A 21,066-nucleotide genomic window follows, 5' to 3' on the forward strand; every position below is an offset into this window, starting at 1 on the left:
GATCACACCACCGCCCTGTAGCCGATCAGGCCAAGGGAGGCCGCCAGCATGAGCCATCGGAACCACTGTTGCGCACGCGAATCCCTGACCACCCGCCATGAGGTTTTGGGCACGCCTCCGTTGAAACCGCGCACCTCAAGAGCCACGGCGCGCTGCTCGATATCCATGAGCGCACCCAGGACAAACGGGATCACCAGCGGGACGACTCCCTTGATGCGTTGAAACAGATTGCCCTCGGAGTTCAGTCCTCGGGCGCGTTGCGCCGACTGGATGACGCCGACGCGCGCCTTCATGGCGGGCAACATGAGCAACGGACTGCCGAGTAGATAGGCCAGGGCCGGAGGCAGCCCTGACTGCGTAATGGCGGTCAGGATATCCGCAGGGTGGGTGCAGAGGACAAAGAGCAGGGACGCGGTCAGCAGTACGGCCAACTGCAACAGGACGGTCCCGGCGAATTGCAACCCCTCCCGGTATACGGCCACGCCGTGCCAGACGGCCAAGGCGGTCTGGTTGTCCGGATACAGAAAACCGTGGATCGGGATCATGAAGACTGCGAGCGGCAGCATCACGCGCCACAACAGCTTCCACGCCCGACCTGCGACCCCCGCGTACAGCGCCAACCCGCTGTTCAGGACCAGAACGGTGACGCAGGGCAGCCACCCTCCCGGAGCCAGATACGCGACCGCGCCCGACAGGAAGACATAGGCCAGCTTGTTCAACGGATGCAGGCCATGGACCCTGGACTGCCCCTTGACATAGAGGGTCGTGTTGTCAGCCGAAGACTGCATTTATCCTGAACAGGCAGGCCGCACGGATTCTGCCCCCCATGGATAGTGTATTGAAAACGTTTCGGTCATCGGGAAGCAACGGACTCCGCCTGGGGAAACCGGGCCGTTGTCCTGCCGGGCAACGCCTTGACCACGCCCCACACGATCAATGCCGTGACAACCTTGTCCAGGAGATTGGAGGTGAATACCGTGATCACCACGGAACCGAACAAGTCCTTGCCCAGGGCCAGCATGTATGCGGTGACGAAATCCGCCCCGCTGCCCGTAATGCCGCCGAACATATACAACCGGATGGGCACGGCGGAGACAGCATTGAAAACCGTGATGATAATTCCGCTGAGAATGGCCAGCCACCAGGTTTTGAACAGGCCGTACCGGGCGCACAATCCGGCCGTTATGCCGATGACCATGGCGACCGGTGCAAAGGCTGCGGCCACAGGAGAACTGATCACGCCCCAGATGAGGTTGGTCAGCAGGCCGGTCAGACCGCCCGCCCAGGGACCGGCCAATACACCGACCAATATCGTTCCGATGGAATCCAGGAATATCGGAAGCTTGAGAAGAGAAACCAATTGGCCGACTGCAATATTCAGGACAATGGCAACGGCAATCAAGACAAGCGTAAACGTGGTGAATTCCTTTTTCAACTGATCAGAAAAACTCATACCCCTACTCCTCTTCCGGTTCTATGGTTGCGATCTCAAGTTCCGGGTAGCCGGTCTGCGGATCGAACGTCCGCAAAAAGCGCATGCCCGGACAGGTACCTATAATGATTTCCGCCGTGGTGTAGACATTGCAGCCTGCCATCAGGTGTCCGCCCACAGTCCGCCCCTCCCTGTCGGAAATGGAAATATGACAATGCGCTCCGTGGGTGGACAGAACACCGGTGAGCGAGACAATCTCGAAATGCCCGTGCAGTTCTTCCGCCTGCTCCTGATTGGCAAAACGGATCACCGCCGTGGTCAGACTGCCCACGCAGGTCAATACGCATCCCGCATCCAGGCTCTGCGCTCGGCAGAAATATTCCAATTCCCGGAGCAGGTCCTGCCCTGGATGCAATCTCACTGCAATGGGAATCATGACTCAGCCCCCCCCTGTAAGTGCCAGCCATAGCTTATTATAATTCAACGTGATTAAGAACGGATGCCACTGAACGACACACAACACCATCCAGAGACTAATGACCTTCAATATTCTACAGTCAAATATTGTCAATCAATTTAATCTATACCGACATAGGCACCACAATCCGTCTGCTCGGCCTTTCCTCGGCCGACCCGCATTATATTCTGCTCAGGGCATGTATTCGGTGCTTGACGTGGGACCATTACTCCTGCGAGAAATTATGTTGGGATCGGGATTCTTTTTTTGCCTACGCCAACCAACACGGGGAAAATCCATGTCCGACACACCTGCCTCTCAACTGAACATGAAGAAAATCCAAAGCTTCGACACACTGGCCGATGACATTCACCGCCACATCGTCTCCACTTTGGGAAACGATATCAGGACAAAGTCGGATTACCGATACTTCCAGGGATTGGCCCACAGTGTTCGCGACAGGCTCATCGCCCTTTGGCTGGAAACGCAACGGTCCTACTATGACGCCATGGTCAAACGGGTGTATTACCTGTCCATGGAGTTCCTGCCCGGCCGCTTCCTGATGAACTACCTGACGAACATGCAGATGACGGAAGGATGCGCCGAGGTGGTCGAGGAGCTGGGCTTTGCCCTGGAGAACCTGGAAGAGGAGGAGTGGGATGCAGGCCTGGGAAACGGCGGCCTCGGGAGGCTGGCCTCCTGCTACATGGATTCCATCGCCAGTCTGAAGATCCCCGGATATGGCTACGGGATCCTATATGATTACGGCATGTTCCATCAGAAAATCGTCAACGGTTACCAAGAGGAACAATGCGACAACTGGCGCAGGCACGGCAGTCCCTGGGAAATCGTCCGCAGGGAGAACCTCTATCCGATCCACTTTTACGGCCGGTCAGAGGCCTACACCGACGATGAAGGCCAGGAGCTGTTTCGTTGGGTCGACACCGAAGAAGTCATGGCCATGCCCTGTGACATCCTCATCCCCGGCTACGCCGCCGCGCATGTGACCAACATGCGTCTCTGGGCCGCCCAGTCCAGCCGGGGCTTCAACCTGTCGCACTTCAATGAGGGCGACTATGTCGGCGCCATGCAGGACAAGGTCATCAGCGAAAACATTACCAAGGTTCTCTACCCCAACGACAAGGCCGTGCAGGGAAAGGAGCTTCGGCTCAAGCAGCAGTATTTTCTCGTGGCCGCCACATTCCAGGACATCCTGCGACGGCATGTCAAACAGCACGGGACCTTCGCCAATCTGGCGGACTTCGTGGCCGTGCAGCTCAACGACACCCACCCCTCAATCGCCATTCCCGAACTCATGCGCATTCTTCTGGACGAGCATAAACTCCAATGGGAAGCGGCCTGGGACATCTGCACGCACACCTTTGCCTATACCAACCACACCGTGCTGCCCGAGGCCCTTGAGACATGGCCCGTGGACCTGCTGGGCCGGGTTTTGCCCCGCCACCTTCAGATCATCTTTGAAATCAACCGCCGCTTCCTGGACGAGGTCGCCGAACGGTATCCGGGTGACATGGGTCGCCTGGCCAGGATGTCGATCATCTCGGAAGGAGCGGAACGAAGTGTGCGCATGGCCAACCTGGCCATCATCGGGAGTCATGCGGTCAACGGCGTGGCCGCCCTGCATTCGAAGATCATCCAGGAAGGAATATTCAACGATTTCCACGTGCACTTTCCGGGCAAGATCCGAAACGTGACCAACGGCATCACGCCGCGGCGCTGGCTCCTCCAATGCAATCCGGCGCTCTCGGAGCTGATCACTTCGACCATAGGCCCCGGCTGGCCTGTGGACCTGGACAAATTGCGGGAACTGATTCCCCTGGCCGAAGATACGGACTTCTGCGAAAAATGGGCCGAGGCCAAGCTGGAAAACAAAAAGAGGCTGTCCCGCTACGCCCTGCGCAAGATCGGGCTGGGCCTCAACCCCAAAAGCATGTTCGACGTCCAGTTCAAGCGGATGCACGAATACAAACGCCAACTGCTCAACGTCCTCCACGTGATCACCCTGTACAACCGCATCAAGGACAACCCGGACGGAGATTTCGTACCGCGCACGGTCCTGTTCGGCGGCAAGGCCGCCCCCGGTTATCATCAGGCCAAGCTGATCATCAAGCTGATCAACTCCGTTGCCGACAAGGTCAACACGGCCCCGGAAATCCGCAACCGGCTGCGCGTGGCGTTCCTGCCCAACTATTGCATTTCACAGGCAGAAAAAGTCGTGCCCGCCGCCGACCTGTCCGAGCAGATATCCACGGCAGGTATGGAGGCCTCGGGAACGGGCAACATGAAATTCGCCCTCAACGGCGCACTGACCATCGGCACCCTGGACGGTGCCAACGTGGAAATAATGGAAGAAGTCGGTGAGGAGAACATCTTCATCTTCGGCCTCAAGGCCCATGAAGTGGACCGGATGCGTTGGGAAGGCTACAATCCCCGACATTATTATGAGAACGATCCCGAACTGAAAAAGACCCTCGACATGATCTCGTCCGGGTATTTCACCCCCCAGACGCCCGGCCTGTTCTACCCGATCATCGACGCCCTGCTCAACCTCGGCGACTACTACCTGCTGCTTGCCGATTACCGGGGCTACATCGAAACACAAGCACAGGTTGACACCCTGTACCGCGACCAGCGGGAATGGACGCGACGCTCCATACTGAACACCGCCAACATGGGCAAATTCTCCAGCGACCGGGCGGTCATGGAGTACGCAAAGGGCATCTGGAACGTGCGGCCGCTGGGCAGTTAGCTCCGAGCCATGAAGAAGCTGCTCGCCCAATCCCGGGCCGAGGCATGGGCATTCTTGACCACGGCCAGGTCAAAACCAAGCTGGGCGATCTGGCCTTCGAGGTCGCTCCAACGGGCGTCCTCCAGGCACTCCATGAGATCGAACAGGGGTTGATGCTCGGTGTTGGGGTCCCCGCACAGGGTGGACTTGAGCTTTGCATCCAATGGGAGCAGTTCCACCACCTGGGGCATGGGCATTCCAAGGATGGCATCGAGGAGCGAAAACATGCCGAGCAGGAAGAGTGTTCCGGGGTTGAACCCCCAGTAATCGTATTCCGTAGTGATCAACTCCAGGAACCTGGCCCGTTGGAGCGACAGGGCGGCCAGTTCCTGGGGACCTTCCTCCTGACCGGACATATCGGCCAGAATCACGGCCCGCAGCCAGCTCTTGACCTTGACCCAGCCGAGCAGCCGGATGGCATGGTCGATAGACTCGATTTTCTGGGTGAAACCAAAGAACGGACTGTTCATGAAGGACAGGAGTCGAAAACTCACGGTCACGTCAGCCTTGACGGCCTCGCTCAGGGCCTTGAAATCCGGTTCAGAGGATTCCATGATCCGCAGCATGTTGATCCGGGATATCTCGTTGGAACTGAGTTTTCGGTCCGGGACCAATTCCGGCTCCTTGACGAACGAACCCTGAAAAAGAGAAAAACCCATTTCCTTGGCCACATCGAAACTCTCCAGATTCTTGACCCCTTTGGCCAGGAGCGTGATCCCGGCACATTGACGCAACAACTCAGGGGCTGGGGCCCTATTGCTGAAGTCGAAAGCCAGAATGTCACCGGAATCGCAGATCGCTTCGGGCAGCGTGTCGGTCACTCCGAACAGGACTTCCAGTCCTTCACCACGAAAAGCCTGAAGGGCCGCGAGCACCTCCTGCGAACATCCAGAGCCTGCAGAAACGCGGACAATGCCATGGGACGGCGGAAGCGCACGGGGAAGACCTTCAAGAATGCTCTGCTCGTCAAAAGCCACCACCACCTTTTTCCCCCGTTCCATGGCCTCCTGAATGCCAAAATAGGTACTGGAGGAAAGTCCGGCCGCGGCACTCTCGTTTTTGGAAAAGACCTGATAAATACCTTCCCGAAGCTCGCCGCCAAGCAACTCGTAGCCCCATATTCTGCGCTTTGCATCCAGAATGGGCTGCTTGGTGAAAAACAGGGAACCTTCAGACGGGGTATCGCTTGTGCTAGTCATATTTGTTGGTCTCACTTTTCCGACGCGGAATAACAGTTCATCCCTGACATCCAGACCGGCCGCTTTCCGACAAAGCCACCTGATACCCAACATACTCGGTCACGGCATTTCTCCGCAACACATTTTTCCTGAACGCTGCATCTGGTTGGCACCCCCCGGTGCACAAACCATTTCATCCCCAAATCCGATTGAGGTTTCTTCAGGGACACGATTTCCCGGGCTGTTTATCATATGTGACCTATTGGGCGCGGGAAAGCACCGCATGAAAAAGGTCGTTCAAATCAATGACCGACCTCTCTGTCCTATGGGAAGTTGAATTCCCCCTAGTCCACCGAGGGCTGGGGGGGTGTCACCTTCACTTCCAATGCAAACGAATCGCCGGAAGTGTCGTAAACGACAACAGGCACATCAATTTCGGCCGCTCCGGCCTGTATAGCATCACCTTTTCACGTAAAAATCACGAGACTCTTGCTCTCTGTCAGAGGTTTGACCCCAACGATCAGGCTCGGATTCGTAGACTTCGTGTTCAGACTCCCTTTGACGCCGTTAATGATGACCCTAGCCGTGGCATTCTGGGTGCCCACAAGAACCGGGCTACTGGGCTTGGCCGTAAGCTTGGAAGTACTGGCGGTGTACTGCCAGCAACTTTCAGAAAGCCCATCCATGCTCAAACCGCTCTCGACGAGCGTGGCCGCAAGATTTCCATACTCCTTGAATTGTTCAAGAGAGACTTTCAAATCATTCCCCTTTCTTCTGAAGGCTTCGACAGAGTCAAAATGAACAGCCGCAGTTTTACCGCCATTACTATGCTTCTGCCTCACTCCACCCTGTAGCAAAAAATCTTTTACTTGATTATCCTCCTTCGACGCATTTTTTGAATCCATCACGAAAGGAGTGCCCAATGCATACCCGGCGGAAAGGCTTCCCTTGATGGAATTGGCAAAGGCGGTGAAATCCGGTTCAAGACGAGCCAGCTCATAGGTGATCGTTGTTTCCAGGGCGATGATCTCTTGCAAAATGGATTCACTCAACCTGGACATGGGGCCAATTGAGACACCCACCGCGCTGTATTCTTTTGTGAACCACGTCAAAGTAGTGCCCATAACTTCAATCATCGATGTCGCAGCTTCAATTCTCTCAATCTTCCCAAGCTCAACCTGAAGCTTCTTACTCTGTTCCTTCTTCTTGCCATTGTCATTCTTAAGCTCAACAAGCTCAGCATTATTGGCATTGATGCCTTTCCTAAGCTCTGCGAGCTTGTCAGTATTGGCCTCAATGGTTTTCTCGATTTCAAGAAGCTTCGCTTTATCAATGAGATTTTTCCCCCGGACCTTCGCAATCTCCTCTTTATTCTTCTCTCTGTCCTTCTCTAGCTCAACAAGCTGATCGTTATTGGCCTCAATAACCTTCTCAAGCGCTTCAAGCTTGTCAGCATCGACCTTAATGGTCTTCTCAAGCTCAGCAACCTTCGAAATAAGACCATTAGTATCCCCCTGGATCTTCGCAATCTCACCTTCATTATTCTCTCTAATCAGCTCAAGCTCACTCATCTTCGCCGTAATATTGTCTTTATTCTTCTCCGGGCCCAGCTCCGAATCCCAATAAGAACGATACGCCTCAACCTCCTTCTTTGCGACGGGGTACAGTTCCCGCAGATCCATGAAATCCGATTTGACCAGGTTTGCCGAGTCGTAATACCCGTCCATGGCAAAACTGACCGGACTGAGCGCGATTGTCCGGCTCACGATGCAGCCGTAAGCCTCGGCCGCAGCCTTGTATATCTTGCGGCGCTCACTGTTGAGCGCCATCTGCCCGGTGGCATAGACGGCTCCGGTACCAAGCGCCAACCCCTTCAACAGGTCGTTGCTCCCGTCAAACAACAGGACGCCGGTGGCTGCGGTCAACAGTGCAACAAGGGAAAGCTGGACCGCACGCTGGGTATGCACGTCCCCCCTGATGGCGGCCTGGTAGCGCAACTGAAGCAAGCTCGCCAACCTCGAAAGCTCCCGTATGCTCAATTCCGTGGTATCGATCTCGGCTTTCAGCTTCTCCACCCCCACTTTGTCCTTGGCCTTCTCTTTTTGCACGACCTCCGGATTGATGACCTCTGCCCCCACAAACGGGTTCACCGCCGGAGTACAGCCAGGCGGGACCAGCAGCAAGCCGCAAAGAATTACAATACCGAGCCGACAACGCATATTAAATGACTGCATACTGACCTCCTTCCCATCTATGCGATAATCTATATTTACAATACGCCATTTTTCCCATACCATAACAAACGACATATGACCATCTGTTTATGACAAATCGTGCACAATGCCGGTTCAGGCAAGTTCATAGGGCATGACAGCAGGCCAACACCAAGGGGAGTCGGGGATAAAAGCGACCTCAAATTGCCCCCACTGACTCGGGGTACTCAGTACTACGTCCGGCAGCGAAGCTACATGATGAAGTCCGTGGTCAGGAAGTTCGAGGAATGCTTCCGGGTGATGTCGGACAGCAGAGCCTTGTTGCGCGGCGTTCCCTTGGCGGCAACCAGGGTACGGATGGAGAAGCACCGCAGGGCATCGTCCACCGAGAGGGTCGCTTCAGCCGAGTCCTTGCGTCCCGTGAACGGAAAGCTGTCGGGACCACGTTGGCAGAGGCAATTGATATTCACACGACAGACCTGGTTGACCATGGGATCGATGAGACGGGCGACCTCTTCCGAGTCATCGCTGAAGATACTCATCTGCTGCCCGTAGCGGGATTCGATGATGTAGCGGATGGGGGTTTCCATATCCCTGAACGGGATGATGGGGACCACCGGGCCGAACTGCTCCTCGTGATAGATACGCATCTCGCTGTTGACCGGATACAACACGGCAGGGTGGAACAGGCTTCTTTCCACGTCACCACCGTTCGGGTTGACGATCCTGGCTCCGTGCTGCACCGCGTCTTCCACCAGGGTCGTCAGATAGCTGATCTTGCCGGGCTCCGGCAGCGGGGTGATGCGCACGCCTTCGTCCCACGGCATGCCGATGGGCATTTTCTCCAAGCCCTTGTTGAACCGCTCGATGAATTCGTCCACCTTGTTTTCATGCACGAAGAGCACCTTGAGGGCGGTGCACCGTTGACCGCTGAAAGAGAGGCTGCCGGCAACGGCTTCGGCAACGGCCAGTTCCATGTCCGCGAAATCCGTGATGATGGCCGCGTTTTTCGCCCCCAGACCGAGGATGCAGCGCAACCGGTTCGGGCTGGGATGGGACATGCGCATGGCATTGGCCGCTTCGCTCGAACCGATGAAGGCGAGGACGTTGATGACGCCTGATTCGAGAATGGGCTTGATCAGTTGGCGGTTTCCGAACACAAGGTTGACGACCCCGGCCGGGAAGCAGTCGCGAAAGGCCTCCATGAGAGGCGCAAAGAGCAGCTTGCCGAGACGAGGCGGCTTGATGATCACGGGATTGCCCATGAGCAGGGCCGGGATCAGCGTGGCAAAGGTCTCGTTAAGCGGATAGTTGTACGGTCCCATGCACAGGGTCGGCCCGAGCGGTGCCCGGCGGATCTGGGCGTAGATACCGCTTTCGATGACAAAACGGGACGATGTCCGGTCCAACGCCTTGAGGGAGTCGATGGTATCGCGGATATATTCCACGGTCCGGTCGAATTCGACACAGGATTCCTTGTACGGCTTGCCGATTTCCCACATCATCAGGCGCACGACCGTGTCCCGCTCCTCCACCATCCGATGGGTGAAGTCTTCCACATGCAGAATACGATCGGCCACACTCATGGTCGGCCACACGCCCATGCCGTTGTCATAGGCGGCCCTGACAGCCTCCACCGCCTCAAGGCCGGTCTCTTCGTTCAGCACGGGACAGGAGCCGATAACCTTGGGGGAAAACACTCCGTCCTTCCCGGTTTCAATGGGAGACTCAACCCGCAGCATCTCCCCTTTCCAGTCGTGGATACGACCGCCTATGAGATATGCTGCGATTTCCAGGGGAGCCTGAATGCGAAATTGCTCGGGGATGGAGGATTCTTCGGGGAAAAGGGTACTGAGATTCGTCATTACGCACACGTTTCCTTTATTTTAAGAAAGAATATTATTATGTCCGAACAGGCACGATAGTGAAGAATATCCCGCATGACAACCGCTATTTTTGGACCGCCTGGGACCATCGAGCCTGCCCCAGTCCCCGGTTTTTCAGTCCAATCAGCCGGAAGGCGCTGATACAGTATCCACCCCCTTTGAAACCAGTAACGGCCCTGCGCCAGAGAAGAACCTCACCACAGACCATTACGATGCCGCATGAGAGACTTTCCAACTGCATATTGACGAAACCCGATTTCAAATGTATATACATTTGCACCAAACACATAGGTCAATAATCATGCACAGCAAACACCACGCGCAACGCATCCGCGAACACATCATGACCAGAATCCTGGACGGTTCATGGCCTGAAGGGCACAAGATTCCTTCAGAAGCGGAAATGATGAAGCTTTTTTCCGTCAGCCGCATGACCGTGCATCGGGCCGTCAAGGAACTGGCCACGCAGGGACACCTTTGCCGGGAGCGTGGGCGAGGGTCCTTTGTCACCAGACCGCTGCCCCGCCGCGACCTGCTGGAGATCTCCGATATCGCAGAGGAGATCGCCGCCCGTGGCGGCACCTATTTCAGCGACCTGAAACGGCTGGAGCAGGTACGTCCTTCCCCGGTCACCACCCATGTGTTCGGACGGAACGCGGCCGGTCACATCGCCCGCTCACAGGTCGTGCATTTCGAAAACAGCCTGCCTCTTCAACTGGAAGACCGGTATGTGAACCTGGCGGCCGTGCCCGACTATCTTGAACTGGATTTCACCAGAACGTCCGCGCACAAGCATCTCATGAAGGTCGCCCCGTTGCAGAAGGCCGAGCACCAGCTTACAGCGGTGCTGCCGACAGGCGAGCAATGCGATTTTCTCCAGATTCAACCGAACGAACCATGTCTGCTCATCAAACGCAAGACGTGGTCAGAAGGCGTTCTCGTCTCCTATGCCGAACTGCTGTATCCGGGCTCGCGGTACAGCTTCGGCGGCGAGTTCTCCCCTGAAACAACATAATTCGACCCAACGAGGTACTCATGTCCAAACGCATCGTCAAATCCCCGACAGGCACCACGCTTTCCTGCAAGAGCTGGCAGCTCGAAGCCCCTTTTCGCATGCTCCAGAACAACCTGGACCCCATGGTCGCGGAACGCCCCGAGGACCTGATCATCTACGGCGGCATCGGCCGGGCGGCCCGCAACTGGGATTGCTATGACAAGATCATCGAAACGCTCAAGGCGATGGAGGATGACGAAACACTGCTCATCCAGTCGGGCAAGCCGGTGGGCGTGTTCCGCACCAGCAAGGGTGCGCCGCGTGTGTTGATCGCCAACTCCAACCTCGTGCCGCACTGGGCCAACTGGGAACACTTCAACGAACTGGACCGCAAGGGTCTCATGATGTTCGGCCAGATGACCGCAGGCTCGTGGATATACATCGGCAGCCAGGGCATCATCCAAGGCACCTACGAAACATTCGTCTCCATGGCCCGCAAACATCTGGGCGGCGACCTGACCGGCAAATGGATTCTCACCGCAGGTCTTGGCGGCATGGGCGGTGCACAACCGTTGGCCGCCAAGTTCGCAGGCGCGTCCATGCTGGCCATCGAATGCAGGGAAAGCCGCATCCAGAAACGCCTCGACACCGGATACATCGACGTCAAGGCCGACAGCCTGGAGCACGGCCTCGAACTGATCAGGGAAGCGTGCGCCAAGGGCGAAGCCCTGACCGTCGGCGTTGTCGGCAATGCCTCCGAAATATACCCCAGGCTCGTCAGGGACGGCGTCCGGCCCGATGCGGTCACCGACCAGACCTCGGCCCACGACCCCCTCAACGGTTACCTGCCTGCGGGCTGGACGGTCGAGGAGTGGGAAGCCAGACAGAAAACCGACGAGGCCGGCGTCATGCTGGCCGCACGCAAATCCATGGTGCCGCACGTGCAGGCCATGCTCGATTTCCAGAAGATGGGTATTCCTACCTTCGATTACGGCAACAACATCCGCCAGGAAGCTTTCAACATGGGCCTGGAAAATGCCTTTGATTTCCCCGGCTTCGTGCCCGCCTATGTCCGCGACCTGTTCTGCACCGGCCACGGCCCGTTCCGCTGGGTGGCCCTCTCCGGCGACCCCGAGGACATTTACAAGACCGATGCCAAGATCAAGGAACTCATCCCTGACGACGCCCACCTGCACAACTGGATCGACATGGCCCAGAAGCACATCCAGTTCCAGGGACTGCCCGCACGCATCGCCTGGGTGGGACTGGGCGACCGCCACCGCGTGGGCCTGGCCTTCAACGAAATGGTGCGCAACGGCGAATTGAAAGCGCCGGTGGTCATCGGACGCGACCACCTCGACTCCGGCTCCGTGGCCAGCCCGAACCGTGAGACCGAGGCCATGAAAGACGGTTCCGATGCGGTCTCGGATTGGCCGCTGCTCAACTGCCTCCTCAACTGCGCCTCGGGAGCCACATGGGTTTCCTTCCATCACGGCGGCGGGGTCGGCATGGGCTATGCCCAGCACGCCGGTCTGGTCATGCTCTGCGACGGATCGAAAGAGGCCGACGAAAAAATCGAACGTGTCCTCTGGAACGACCCCGGCACAGGCGTCATGCGCCATGCGGATGCAGGCTACGAAAAAGCGATACAATGTGCTAAGGATAAAGGGCTGAATCTGCCCATGATCGACTAACAACGGGAATGCCATGACCGCTCTGCTCGTCAAGAATCCTGCCCGGATAGTCACGCCCCGTCCCGGCTCCCTCAGGGGGCCGGGCCTGGCGACCCTCTCCGAGACTTCCGGCATGTCCATCTACGTCACTGACGGCACCATCCAGGAAATTGCTCCTTTCAAGGACCTGGACCACCGCGCGCAAACGGACGGCGCCATGGTCATCGACGCTGCGGGCAGCGCGGTCATTCCCGGATTTGTCGACGCCCATACCCACCTCGTGTTCGGCGGCAACCGGACCGACGAATTCGCCATGCGTACGGCCGGGGCAACCTACGAACAGATCGCGGCATCCGGCGGCGGGATTTCCAGCACCGTGGCGGCCACCCGCCATGCTTCCAAGGCAGAACTCAAGGCCCTGGCACGTGAGCGCCTGAACCGGGCCGTCCGGCAAGGCACCACTACCATGGAGGTCAAGACCGGATACGGCCTTGATGCCGAGACCGAATTCAAGATGCTCCGGGTCATAGCCGAACTCGACGAAGAGCACCCCGTCGACCTTATCCCCACCTTTCTCGGTGCCCACGCCGTGCCAAAGGACAGGGAAAAGAGCGAATATCTCGCAGAGGTGAAAACAATGTTGGCTGAGGCGGGGAAACTGTCCAAATTCTGCGATGTCTTCTGCGAACAGGGATATTTCACTCCTGCGGAATCCCTTGACCTGTTGGCCGCAGCCCGGGCGCACGGCTTGCTGCCCCGCCTCCACGCCAATCAGTTCCACTCCATCGGCTGCATAGAGGCGGCCATAGAGGCCGGAGCCGTGTCCGTGGATCATCTTGAGACATTGACCGAGCGGGAAATCGCGCTATTGGGCGCATCCGACCTCGCCTGCGTCATGCTGCCCGGCGTGTCCCTCTTTCTCGACATCCCCTTTGCGCCGGGTCGCAAGCTTGTGGACGCAGGCTGCATCCCGGTCCTGGCATCGGATTTCAATCCCGGTTCCAACATGTCCCTCAACCTGCAACTGGTCATGTCCCTGGCCTGTATGCGCATGGGCTTGAGCGTGGAAGAGGCCCTGGCCTGCGTCACACAGAACGCGGCCCACGCCCTGCGGATCGACAAAGTGGGCTGCATCGAACCGGGCTGGCAGGCGGACCTGCTCATTCTGGACAGCCCCGACTATCGGAACATGACGTATTTCTATGGAGAGAACCACGTACAGACCGTGATCAAGAAAGGACGAATCCTATGACGGACAGCGACCTGAACTCCCTGCTTACGCCACCAGAACTGCCCGAGGGGAGCCATGATCCGCTTGACGTGCTGCTGCGGGATGTCGTGTCGCTCTCGCCTGACGATCTTGCGCAAGCCACCCATGTCATCATGGGCTGCCCGCAGGACCTCGGCGTTAGGCGCAACCATGGGCGGCCGGGAGCCGCAGCCGCGCCTACGGCCATCCGGCAGGCCCTGTACAAGCTCAAACCGCCCATCTCGGACGCGGTCATCCTGGCGGATATCGGGGACGTGGCGACAACGGGCGAGCTTGAAGCAATCCATGAACGGCTTGAAGCCGTGGTCTCCGGCCTGTTGCAACTGGGCAAGACCGTCATTTCCCTGGGGGGCGGCAACGACATTTCCTTTCCTGACGCAAGCGCCATGGGCAAGGCGTATCCCGGCTTGGCGGCCGTCAACATGGACGCCCATCTGGACATGCGCAAAAGCGCCATCCGGCACTCGGGCACGCCCTACCGCAACCTGATCGACAGCGGCATACTGCGCCCGGAACATCTGCACGAAGTAGGTATCGCACCATGGGCCAACTCGCCGACCTATCTCGCCGACGCCCAAAGCATGGGCGTCCATATCCACACCCTGCACAGCATCGAACAGACCGGACACCGGGCCTGTTTCGACAGCCTCTTCGCAGAAATCAGCGGCCAGCCGCTCTTTGCCGGACTGGACATGGACAGCATACGCGCCTCGGACGCCCCCGGAGTCAGCGCATCCTCTCCGATAGGCCTGTCGGCGCGGGCTGCTCTCGATTTCGCGGACCATTGCCGCGCCCATGGACAGACCAGGATTTTCGAAATCACTGAAGTCAACCCGACCTTCGACATTGACGGACGCACGGCAAAACTGGCTGCGCTGGCCGTCTACACTTTCATATACGGCACCAAATAGGAAACATTATGAACGTCATCCTCGACCATACGCGAAGCCTGCCCCTTGAAGAGATCATTGCCGTGGGCACAGGCAAAACCACCGTTTCCCTGGCTCCGGCCACCCGGTCCATGCTTGCCGAACGCAGACAACAGATCGAACGGTCCATCGTGGAGCAGGAATTCCCGGCCTACGGTTTCAACCGGGGATTCGGGCACAATGTCGACCTGTCGGTCAAGACCGAAGACCTGTCGAAACTTCAGGAGAACCTCATCCTCTCCCACTCGGTCGGCGCGGGCGAGCCCATGGATGAAACCGTTGTCCGCGTGACCATGCTGCTGCGCGCCAATTCCCTGGCCCGCGGGTACAGCGGCGTCCGGCCCGAGCTGGTGGAAGCCTTCATCAACATGCTCAACGCGGGCATCACGCCCCAGGTCCCGGAACTCGGCTCCGTCGGTGCCAGCGGCGACCTTGCCCCGCTTTCCCACATCGCCATGGCCCTCATCGGGCGTGGCCGAGTGGCCTACAGGGGGGAAGTCGTTGAAGCCGGGGCAGCCCTGAAGGCAGCAAGGCTGACGCCCTTCAGCCTCCAGATGAAGGAAGGGTTGGCCCTGACCAACGGCGTGCAGTTCATGAACGCCATCGGCCTGGTATCCTGCCACAAGCTCAAGATCATGCTGCGGTCGGCGGCGGTTGAATCGGCCCTGACGGCCCAGGTCATGCTTGCCCCGGACACCTATTACCGACCCGATTTCCACGCAGTCCGCCCGCATCCCGGAGCGGTCCGGGTGGCGGACTGGATCTGGCGGCTCATGCAGGATTCTCCCATCCGCAATTCCCACCGCGACTTCAAGACCGACGGCCAGGTGCAGGACCCGTACAACGTGCGATGCGCGGCCCAGATACTGGGAGCGGCCCACGACCTCATCAATCAGGCCGAAACCAGCCTCCTGATCGAGGCCAATTCCGCCACCGACAACCCCATCCTGCTGGAAGACACCGACGGCCTGCATGTGGATGTGGTCTCGGGCGGCCACTTTCACGGCATGCCTGTGGCCGTGCAGGTATACAACCTGATGCAGGCTCTCGGAATCATGGCCGGTCTTTCCCACCAACGTTCCGTGCGCTTCGTGGACCCCAACCGCAACAAAGGGCTGGGACGCGACCTCAAATGGCCGGACCTGAGCCATGACGACCGTTCCATATCCAGCGGCATGATGATGCTCGAATATGCCTCCGCCTCCCTGCTCAACTCCATCTGGGGTGACGCCATGCCCAGCCACCTTTTCAACATATCGACCAACTCCGGACAGGAAGACCATGTGAGCATGGGCACCGGATTGGCCGTGCGCCTCCTCAAGGCCATTCCCAAGGCTTCCCACATCATGGGCATCGAACTGGCCTACATCATCCAGGCCATTGCCATACGCAAACGGCTGGACACCATCCCCACGGAAGTGGATCTGCCGCAATGGGTGGACAAGGAACTGGGTGCCCTCAAGTCCCGCATGAACGGGCAGGGAGATGGGGTGATTTTCGATGCCTGCGTCATCCGCGAGCACCCTCTGACCGAGGCGGAGAAAACGTTCAGTCCGGCCTGTGAGGCCCTCTACCGGACAGTGCGGGAGCGGGACCTTTTCCCCATTGTCGAAAAGGACCGTTTCATGGCCGACGAGGTCTCGGGCCTGTCCGGTTTCATTCTGAGCGGTGAGTTGATCGAGGCCGTTTCCACGCAAATCAAACTCGACTGGGATTAATCAGCCCCTTGTCACACTCCCATGATGCGATGGGATACCCGCTCGAAATGCAAACCGAGAATGGCAAGTTCCACCACAACGGGGAAAGCCTTTGGCTTGGTCAGCAATGTCTTGGCCATGAGCCTCCAGTAGGAAAACCGGGCGGAAGAGACGACTCCGACAGCCCACATGCTTTTGACGAAGGCCTGAATATCTGTCCGCAGGATTCGACCACGGGATGTCGGCTTATAGGAAGAGAGGAAGGTGCGTATCCGATCATAGTATTGATTGTGTGAGTAGAGGACACCCAACAGGTTCTTGTATCCCTCAAGCAATGCTTCGCATCCCATGCTGGGACTGAAATTCAGGCAGGCGTCCGTGTTTTCCCCACTCATGCCGTCCAGCAGACGCCCCTCGGACTTGAGGCGGCGCCAGAGTCTGGTATGCGGCAATGCATTGAGAACCCCGACCATGGCCGTGACAACCCCGATCTCCTGTATAAACTGAATCTGTTGCTCGAAGATGGATGCGGTGTCGCTGTCGAAACCCACGATAAATCCGCCCATCACCTGCATCCCATGTCGATGTATTTCCCTGACGGCAACAGCAAAATCAGTCTTTACGTTCTGCTTTTTCCCACACTCGACCAGGCTCTTGGTTGAAGGCGTTTCGATGCCGATAAAAACCTTATGGAAGTTGGCATTACTCATCATCTGCATCAGTTCCTGATCCTGCGCCAGATTAACGCTTGCTTCGGTCATGAGCTTGAAAGGGTATTTTTTCCTTTTCTGCCATTGTGTCAGCTCGGGCAGAAACTCCTTCACGTGACGAATATTGCCGATGAAATTGTCGTCCACAATAAAAACCGAATCCCTCCATCCGGCATCATATAAGCTTTGCAGCTCCCGCACCATCTGCGCGGGACGTTTCACGCGAGGGCGTTGCCCGTTCATGGCCACGATATCGCAAAACTCGCAATCGAACGGACAGCCTCGAGAATACTGCACGGACATGGACACATAATCCTTCATGTCCAACAACTCCCAGGCAGGAAGCGGAGTGGAACTCAAATCGGGATGTTCGTCGGTCTCATACACCCTTTTTGCCACACCATGCTCAAAGTCCTTCAGGAATAAGGGCAACACGGCTTCGGATTCACCTATGACAAAATGATCGACATCGGGAAACTGATCATGCTCAGCCCTGAAGGCAGGCCCTCCAGCTATCACGATTGCTCCCGCATTCTTCGCACGTGCGACTATTTCCCGTGCGCTGGGGACCTGTACAATCATGGCGCTGACCAAGACGATATCCGCCCACTCGAGGTCAGCGTCCTTCAAGGGTTTAACGTTTGTGTCCACCAGCCGTTTTTCCCATACCCCCGGAAGCATGGCGGCGACAGTCAGCAAACCAAGCGGAGGAAAGGCCGCCTTTTTTGAAACAAAGGGCAGTATGCTTTTAAAACTCCAGAAAGTGTCGGGATACGACGGGTAGACAAGAAGGGCGTTCATGGTTTTTCACCTCACACCCACCATACCCCCTTTCAGACAGACTACAACCCGCTTGATGTTATTATCCCGTGTCAACGGAAGAGCGTCCGTCACCGTATTCATCCGAGAATCCGAGTCCTGTGACCAAGTGTATTGACCCCGAACCGACGGAAAGCGTATCATCATGGCAGACATCTGCAATCATCACAAAAGATGCAAACAATTCAGTTTAAAGGATGGTCAAAGCCCATGGAAAACGCACTCTCGAAAATAAAGCAGAGGGTACACATCGTTTTAACGGTCTTCCTGACGACACTCTTTATTCTGTTTCTCGTTCAGAACACCGAACAGGTGCAAGTCGCATTCCTGTTCTGGTCATTCTCCACACCTCGCGCATTGCTGCTGTTGGCAACACTGTTCATTGGCATCATCATTGGTCTGCTCACCGTCATGGGACGCCCGAAGAAAAACACTGCCCGCAAACAATGAAAAAGGCCGTGAAGAATATCCTTCACGGCCCTTGTTTGAATCTATCTGCTGAACGGAACGAGCCGACTAGAATCGTTCGAAATCCTGGTCGTCATCGGGTCCCATTGCCAGCTCGAACCCCTTTTCAGACTTGCGCCTGGATGGCTTAGCCTGAGTCGCACCCTTGGGCAGCGCCCGCCTCGGGGACGTGGCAACCACAGAACTGTGTATCCGAGCATCTCCGCCGTGGGAATCAATCCTGAAAAAGGACATCGTGGATTGCATTGACTGCCCCTGTCCCGCCAGCTCTTCACTGGTGGAAGCCATTTCCTCGGAGGCGGAAGCGTTCTGCTGGATGACCGTATCAAGCTGGCCGATCGCTTGATTGATTTGACTGGCACCCGCGTTTTGCTCGTTGCTCGAAGCAGCGATATCCTGAACCAACTGGGCCGTTTTTTCGATGTTCGGAACCAGCGTGGTAAGCATTTCCCGCGCCTGCCTGGATGCGCTGACCGTGCTGGCGGAAAGCTCACTGATTTCAGCTGCGGCCAGACCGCTTCGCTCGGCGAGTTTGCGCACTTCAGCGGCTACAACTGCGAACCCCTTGCCGTGTTCCCCCGCCCGAGCGGCTTCGATGGCTGCGTTCAGGGCCAACAGATTCGTCTGTCTGGCGATTTCTTCAATGATCGATATTTTTTCCGCGATGTTGGTCACGGCGTCGACGGCCCCCGAGACAACCTCACCACTCTTTTTGGCATCTTCTGCGGAAGACGTCGCAATCATCTCGGTTTCCTTGGCATTCTCCGCGTTCTTGCTGATGTTGGAAGTCATCTGCTCCATGGAAGAAGAAACTTCCTCAATGGCTGCGGCCTGCTCCGTTGCTCCCTGGGAAAGGGATTCCGCCGTGGCCGACAGCTCCTCGCTGCCGCTTGCGACGTTGTCGGTCGCACTCTGCACGTCCTGCACGACCTGACGCAGTTTCAATACCATATCGTTCAATGCCGAAGCCAGCACACCGATCTCGTCCTTCTGGTCTATGTCCAGGGTCTTGGTGAAATCTCCCACGGACATCCCTTGGGCAAACCTTACCCCCATGGCTACAGGCCTGGTGATGGCCACAGTCAGGAAGAAAGCGGCAAAAATACCGATGACAAGTGCCGCAACAGTCACACTAATACTGACGACGTTCGCAAAACTCATATCGGCCAGCATCATGCTTTTTTGGGAAGCCCGAGCCTCCCTGCACACCTTGTCAGCCTCACGGGCGGACTCGACCATGGCCATCTCAGCATTGCCCTGCTGCTTGATGGAATCGACAAAAGTCATGAATTCAGTCTGATAAGACATCAAAGACTGCTCGACTGCATGCACTTTTCCAATGTTGTCCTGTCTCCGGAAACGACTCTTCAGATCACTCGCAAGTGCAAGGATCTTGTCCATCCCCGCGCTGACCTGAGTCAGGTACTTTTCATCCAGGGAAATGATGAACTCTTTCTCATTCTTTCTGCAATCCAGAAACATCTTGATCATTCTGTTGGCATCATCGGCCTTGGTGAGCCGGTCCTGCAGGATATCTTTGGAGGTGTTCCCATCCTCCAACAACTCATTGAATTCATTCTTTTGATCTGTCCGAAGTGCTTCCGTTTGAGACAAGGCTATCTGGGCGTTTTTCCGCATCATTTCCATGGCGGCGGTCTTCCGCTCTTCAAGGTCAACATACAGCTTGAACGCCGCTTCGTAAGTGTTGACCGCTTTTTGAACCTCACCCATTTGGTCCAGATTGAGCTTGTTCTGGAATTTGCTGCTCGTCAGCTCGATTTGCTTGTACATCTGTTTCAGGGAATTCTCATGTGCCTCGAGTATCTTCGGATCCTTGCGTAAAATATAGTTCTTCTCCTGAACACGGGTTTCCAGGATAAACCGTACCAATCGGTTCACATCATCAGCTTTGTCCACCCTCCCTTGGACTCCTTGCATACTGGCATACCCGATAAACGCGACAAAAGCCGTCAATACCAAAATCGTCCCAAACCCCATCCCCAATTTCAATCCCAAACGCAAATTCTTTAACATGGGTCCTCCACAATAAATTAGTGCAAAGACACGCAAATGAATAAATCTTCATTGGTATACTTGCAGCCTGAACATAGTTATAACCATTATAAATACAATTATACCCGCAGCGCACAATAGGTGTTAATCATACCTTAAAGATATGAATTAACTCGCTGCCCAAAAATACAAATTACTACCCTCTTTTTTCAATAAGATTATATTGTTATAGTGTATAAAAAGCATCAATACCTCTGATTACTTTTCTTTTAATAGAGAAAATTTCAATCCACGCGCCGTTTACCATCGAAACAAATAATCAAAACTGTTCGACGGACAAGCATTAGAGGTTCCTTTGACTTGATAATGAAAATAGCGCCATACTCGCTCAGCTCTCCCAAGACACCAGTTTGTCAGTCGAAAATACATATATAATATAATGCATATTGTTTTGTATATTATTATATGTCATCCACGACAAAGGCCCGGTAGGATATCCTACCGGGCCTTTGTCGTGG

General features: G+C 56.4%; 15 protein-coding genes. 7 read left to right on the forward strand and 8 right to left on the reverse strand.

Annotated features, from left to right (window positions below; all coding sequences use genetic code 11):
* Positions 1-2: 2 nt before the first annotated feature.
* The 3 genes from DWB63_RS02070 to DWB63_RS02080 all read right to left on the reverse strand — a co-directional run bounded on the left by DWB63_RS02070 (position 3) and on the right by DWB63_RS02080 (position 1,868).
* Entirely contained in the window at positions 3-788 is a 786-nt protein-coding gene (locus DWB63_RS02070) for an energy-coupling factor transporter transmembrane component T (protein WP_128327150.1), read from the reverse strand.
* 65 nt (positions 789-853) lie between these two features.
* Positions 854-1,453 (reverse strand): ECF transporter S component, encoded by a 600-nt coding sequence (locus tag DWB63_RS02075; protein ID WP_128327151.1) that lies wholly within the window; start codon positions 1,451-1,453, stop codon positions 854-856.
* 4 nt (positions 1,454-1,457) lie between these two features.
* Complete coding sequence (locus DWB63_RS02080) at positions 1,458-1,868, reverse strand: PPC domain-containing DNA-binding protein (RefSeq protein WP_128327152.1); 411 nt, start codon at positions 1,866-1,868, stop codon at positions 1,458-1,460.
* Between the two features lie 319 nt (positions 1,869-2,187).
* On the opposite strand from DWB63_RS02080, the gene DWB63_RS02085 reads away from it, so the two are divergent.
* Positions 2,188-4,659, forward strand: coding sequence for a glycogen/starch/alpha-glucan phosphorylase (locus DWB63_RS02085; protein ID WP_241648548.1), 2,472 nt, complete (start codon positions 2,188-2,190; stop codon positions 4,657-4,659).
* Here DWB63_RS02085 and DWB63_RS02090 read toward each other — a convergent pair.
* From DWB63_RS02090 to DWB63_RS02100, 3 genes are all read right to left on the reverse strand, one after another.
* Positions 4,656-5,897: an HDOD domain-containing protein gene (locus tag DWB63_RS02090; RefSeq protein WP_164879745.1), complete on the reverse strand. Its 1,242-nt coding sequence runs from the start codon at positions 5,895-5,897 to the stop codon at positions 4,656-4,658. The genes DWB63_RS02085 and DWB63_RS02090 overlap by 4 nt on opposite strands.
* A 446-nt stretch (positions 5,898-6,343) precedes the next feature.
* A complete protein-coding gene (locus tag DWB63_RS02095) occupies positions 6,344-8,110 on the reverse strand; it encodes a hypothetical protein (protein ID WP_128327154.1) in 1,767 nt (588 codons plus the stop codon).
* A gap of 230 nt (positions 8,111-8,340) precedes the next feature.
* Entirely contained in the window at positions 8,341-9,954 is a 1,614-nt protein-coding gene (locus tag DWB63_RS02100; RefSeq protein WP_128327155.1) for an NADP-dependent glyceraldehyde-3-phosphate dehydrogenase, read from the reverse strand.
* A gap of 322 nt (positions 9,955-10,276) precedes the next feature.
* Between DWB63_RS02100 and hutC the strand changes: the two genes are divergently transcribed.
* The 5 genes from hutC to DWB63_RS02125 are packed head-to-tail and all read left to right on the forward strand — an operon-like array spanning position 10,277 to position 16,559.
* Positions 10,277-10,990: a histidine utilization repressor gene (hutC, locus tag DWB63_RS02105; protein WP_164879746.1), complete on the forward strand. Its 714-nt coding sequence runs from the start codon at positions 10,277-10,279 to the stop codon at positions 10,988-10,990.
* Between the two features lie 20 nt (positions 10,991-11,010).
* Entirely contained in the window at positions 11,011-12,663 is a 1,653-nt protein-coding gene (gene hutU, locus DWB63_RS02110; RefSeq protein ID WP_128327157.1) for a urocanate hydratase, read from the forward strand.
* 13 nt (positions 12,664-12,676) lie between these two features.
* Positions 12,677-13,894, forward strand: coding sequence for an imidazolonepropionase (hutI, locus tag DWB63_RS02115; protein ID WP_128327158.1), 1,218 nt, complete (start codon positions 12,677-12,679; stop codon positions 13,892-13,894).
* Entirely contained in the window at positions 13,891-14,823 is a 933-nt protein-coding gene (locus DWB63_RS02120) for a formimidoylglutamase (protein ID WP_128327159.1), read from the forward strand. The genes hutI and DWB63_RS02120 overlap by 4 nt, the downstream gene beginning before the upstream one ends.
* An 8-nt stretch (positions 14,824-14,831) precedes the next feature.
* On the forward strand, positions 14,832-16,559 hold the full coding sequence (locus DWB63_RS02125; RefSeq protein ID WP_128327160.1) for an aromatic amino acid ammonia-lyase: 1,728 nt from the start codon (positions 14,832-14,834) through the stop codon (positions 16,557-16,559).
* An 11-nt stretch (positions 16,560-16,570) separates the two neighbouring features.
* On the opposite strand, the gene DWB63_RS02130 is transcribed toward DWB63_RS02125, so the two are convergent.
* Positions 16,571-18,049 carry a B12-binding domain-containing radical SAM protein gene (locus DWB63_RS02130; protein WP_128327161.1) on the reverse strand — a complete coding sequence of 493 codons (1,479 nt, stop codon included), beginning with the start codon at positions 18,047-18,049 and terminating at the stop codon, positions 16,571-16,573.
* Between the two features lie 228 nt (positions 18,050-18,277).
* Here DWB63_RS02130 and DWB63_RS02135 point away from each other — a divergent pair, with 228 nt between their 5' ends.
* On the forward strand, positions 18,278-18,517 hold the full coding sequence (locus DWB63_RS02135) for a LapA family protein (protein WP_128327162.1): 240 nt from the start codon (positions 18,278-18,280) through the stop codon (positions 18,515-18,517).
* 66 nt (positions 18,518-18,583) lie between these two features.
* On the opposite strand, the gene DWB63_RS02140 is transcribed toward DWB63_RS02135, so the two are convergent.
* Positions 18,584-20,452, reverse strand: coding sequence for a methyl-accepting chemotaxis protein (locus tag DWB63_RS02140; RefSeq protein ID WP_241648549.1), 1,869 nt, complete (start codon positions 20,450-20,452; stop codon positions 18,584-18,586).
* Between the last annotated feature and the right edge of the window lie 614 nt (positions 20,453-21,066).

The organism is Pseudodesulfovibrio sp. S3 (assembly GCF_004025585.1).
Lineage (GTDB): Bacteria > Desulfobacterota > Desulfovibrionia > Desulfovibrionales > Desulfovibrionaceae > Pseudodesulfovibrio.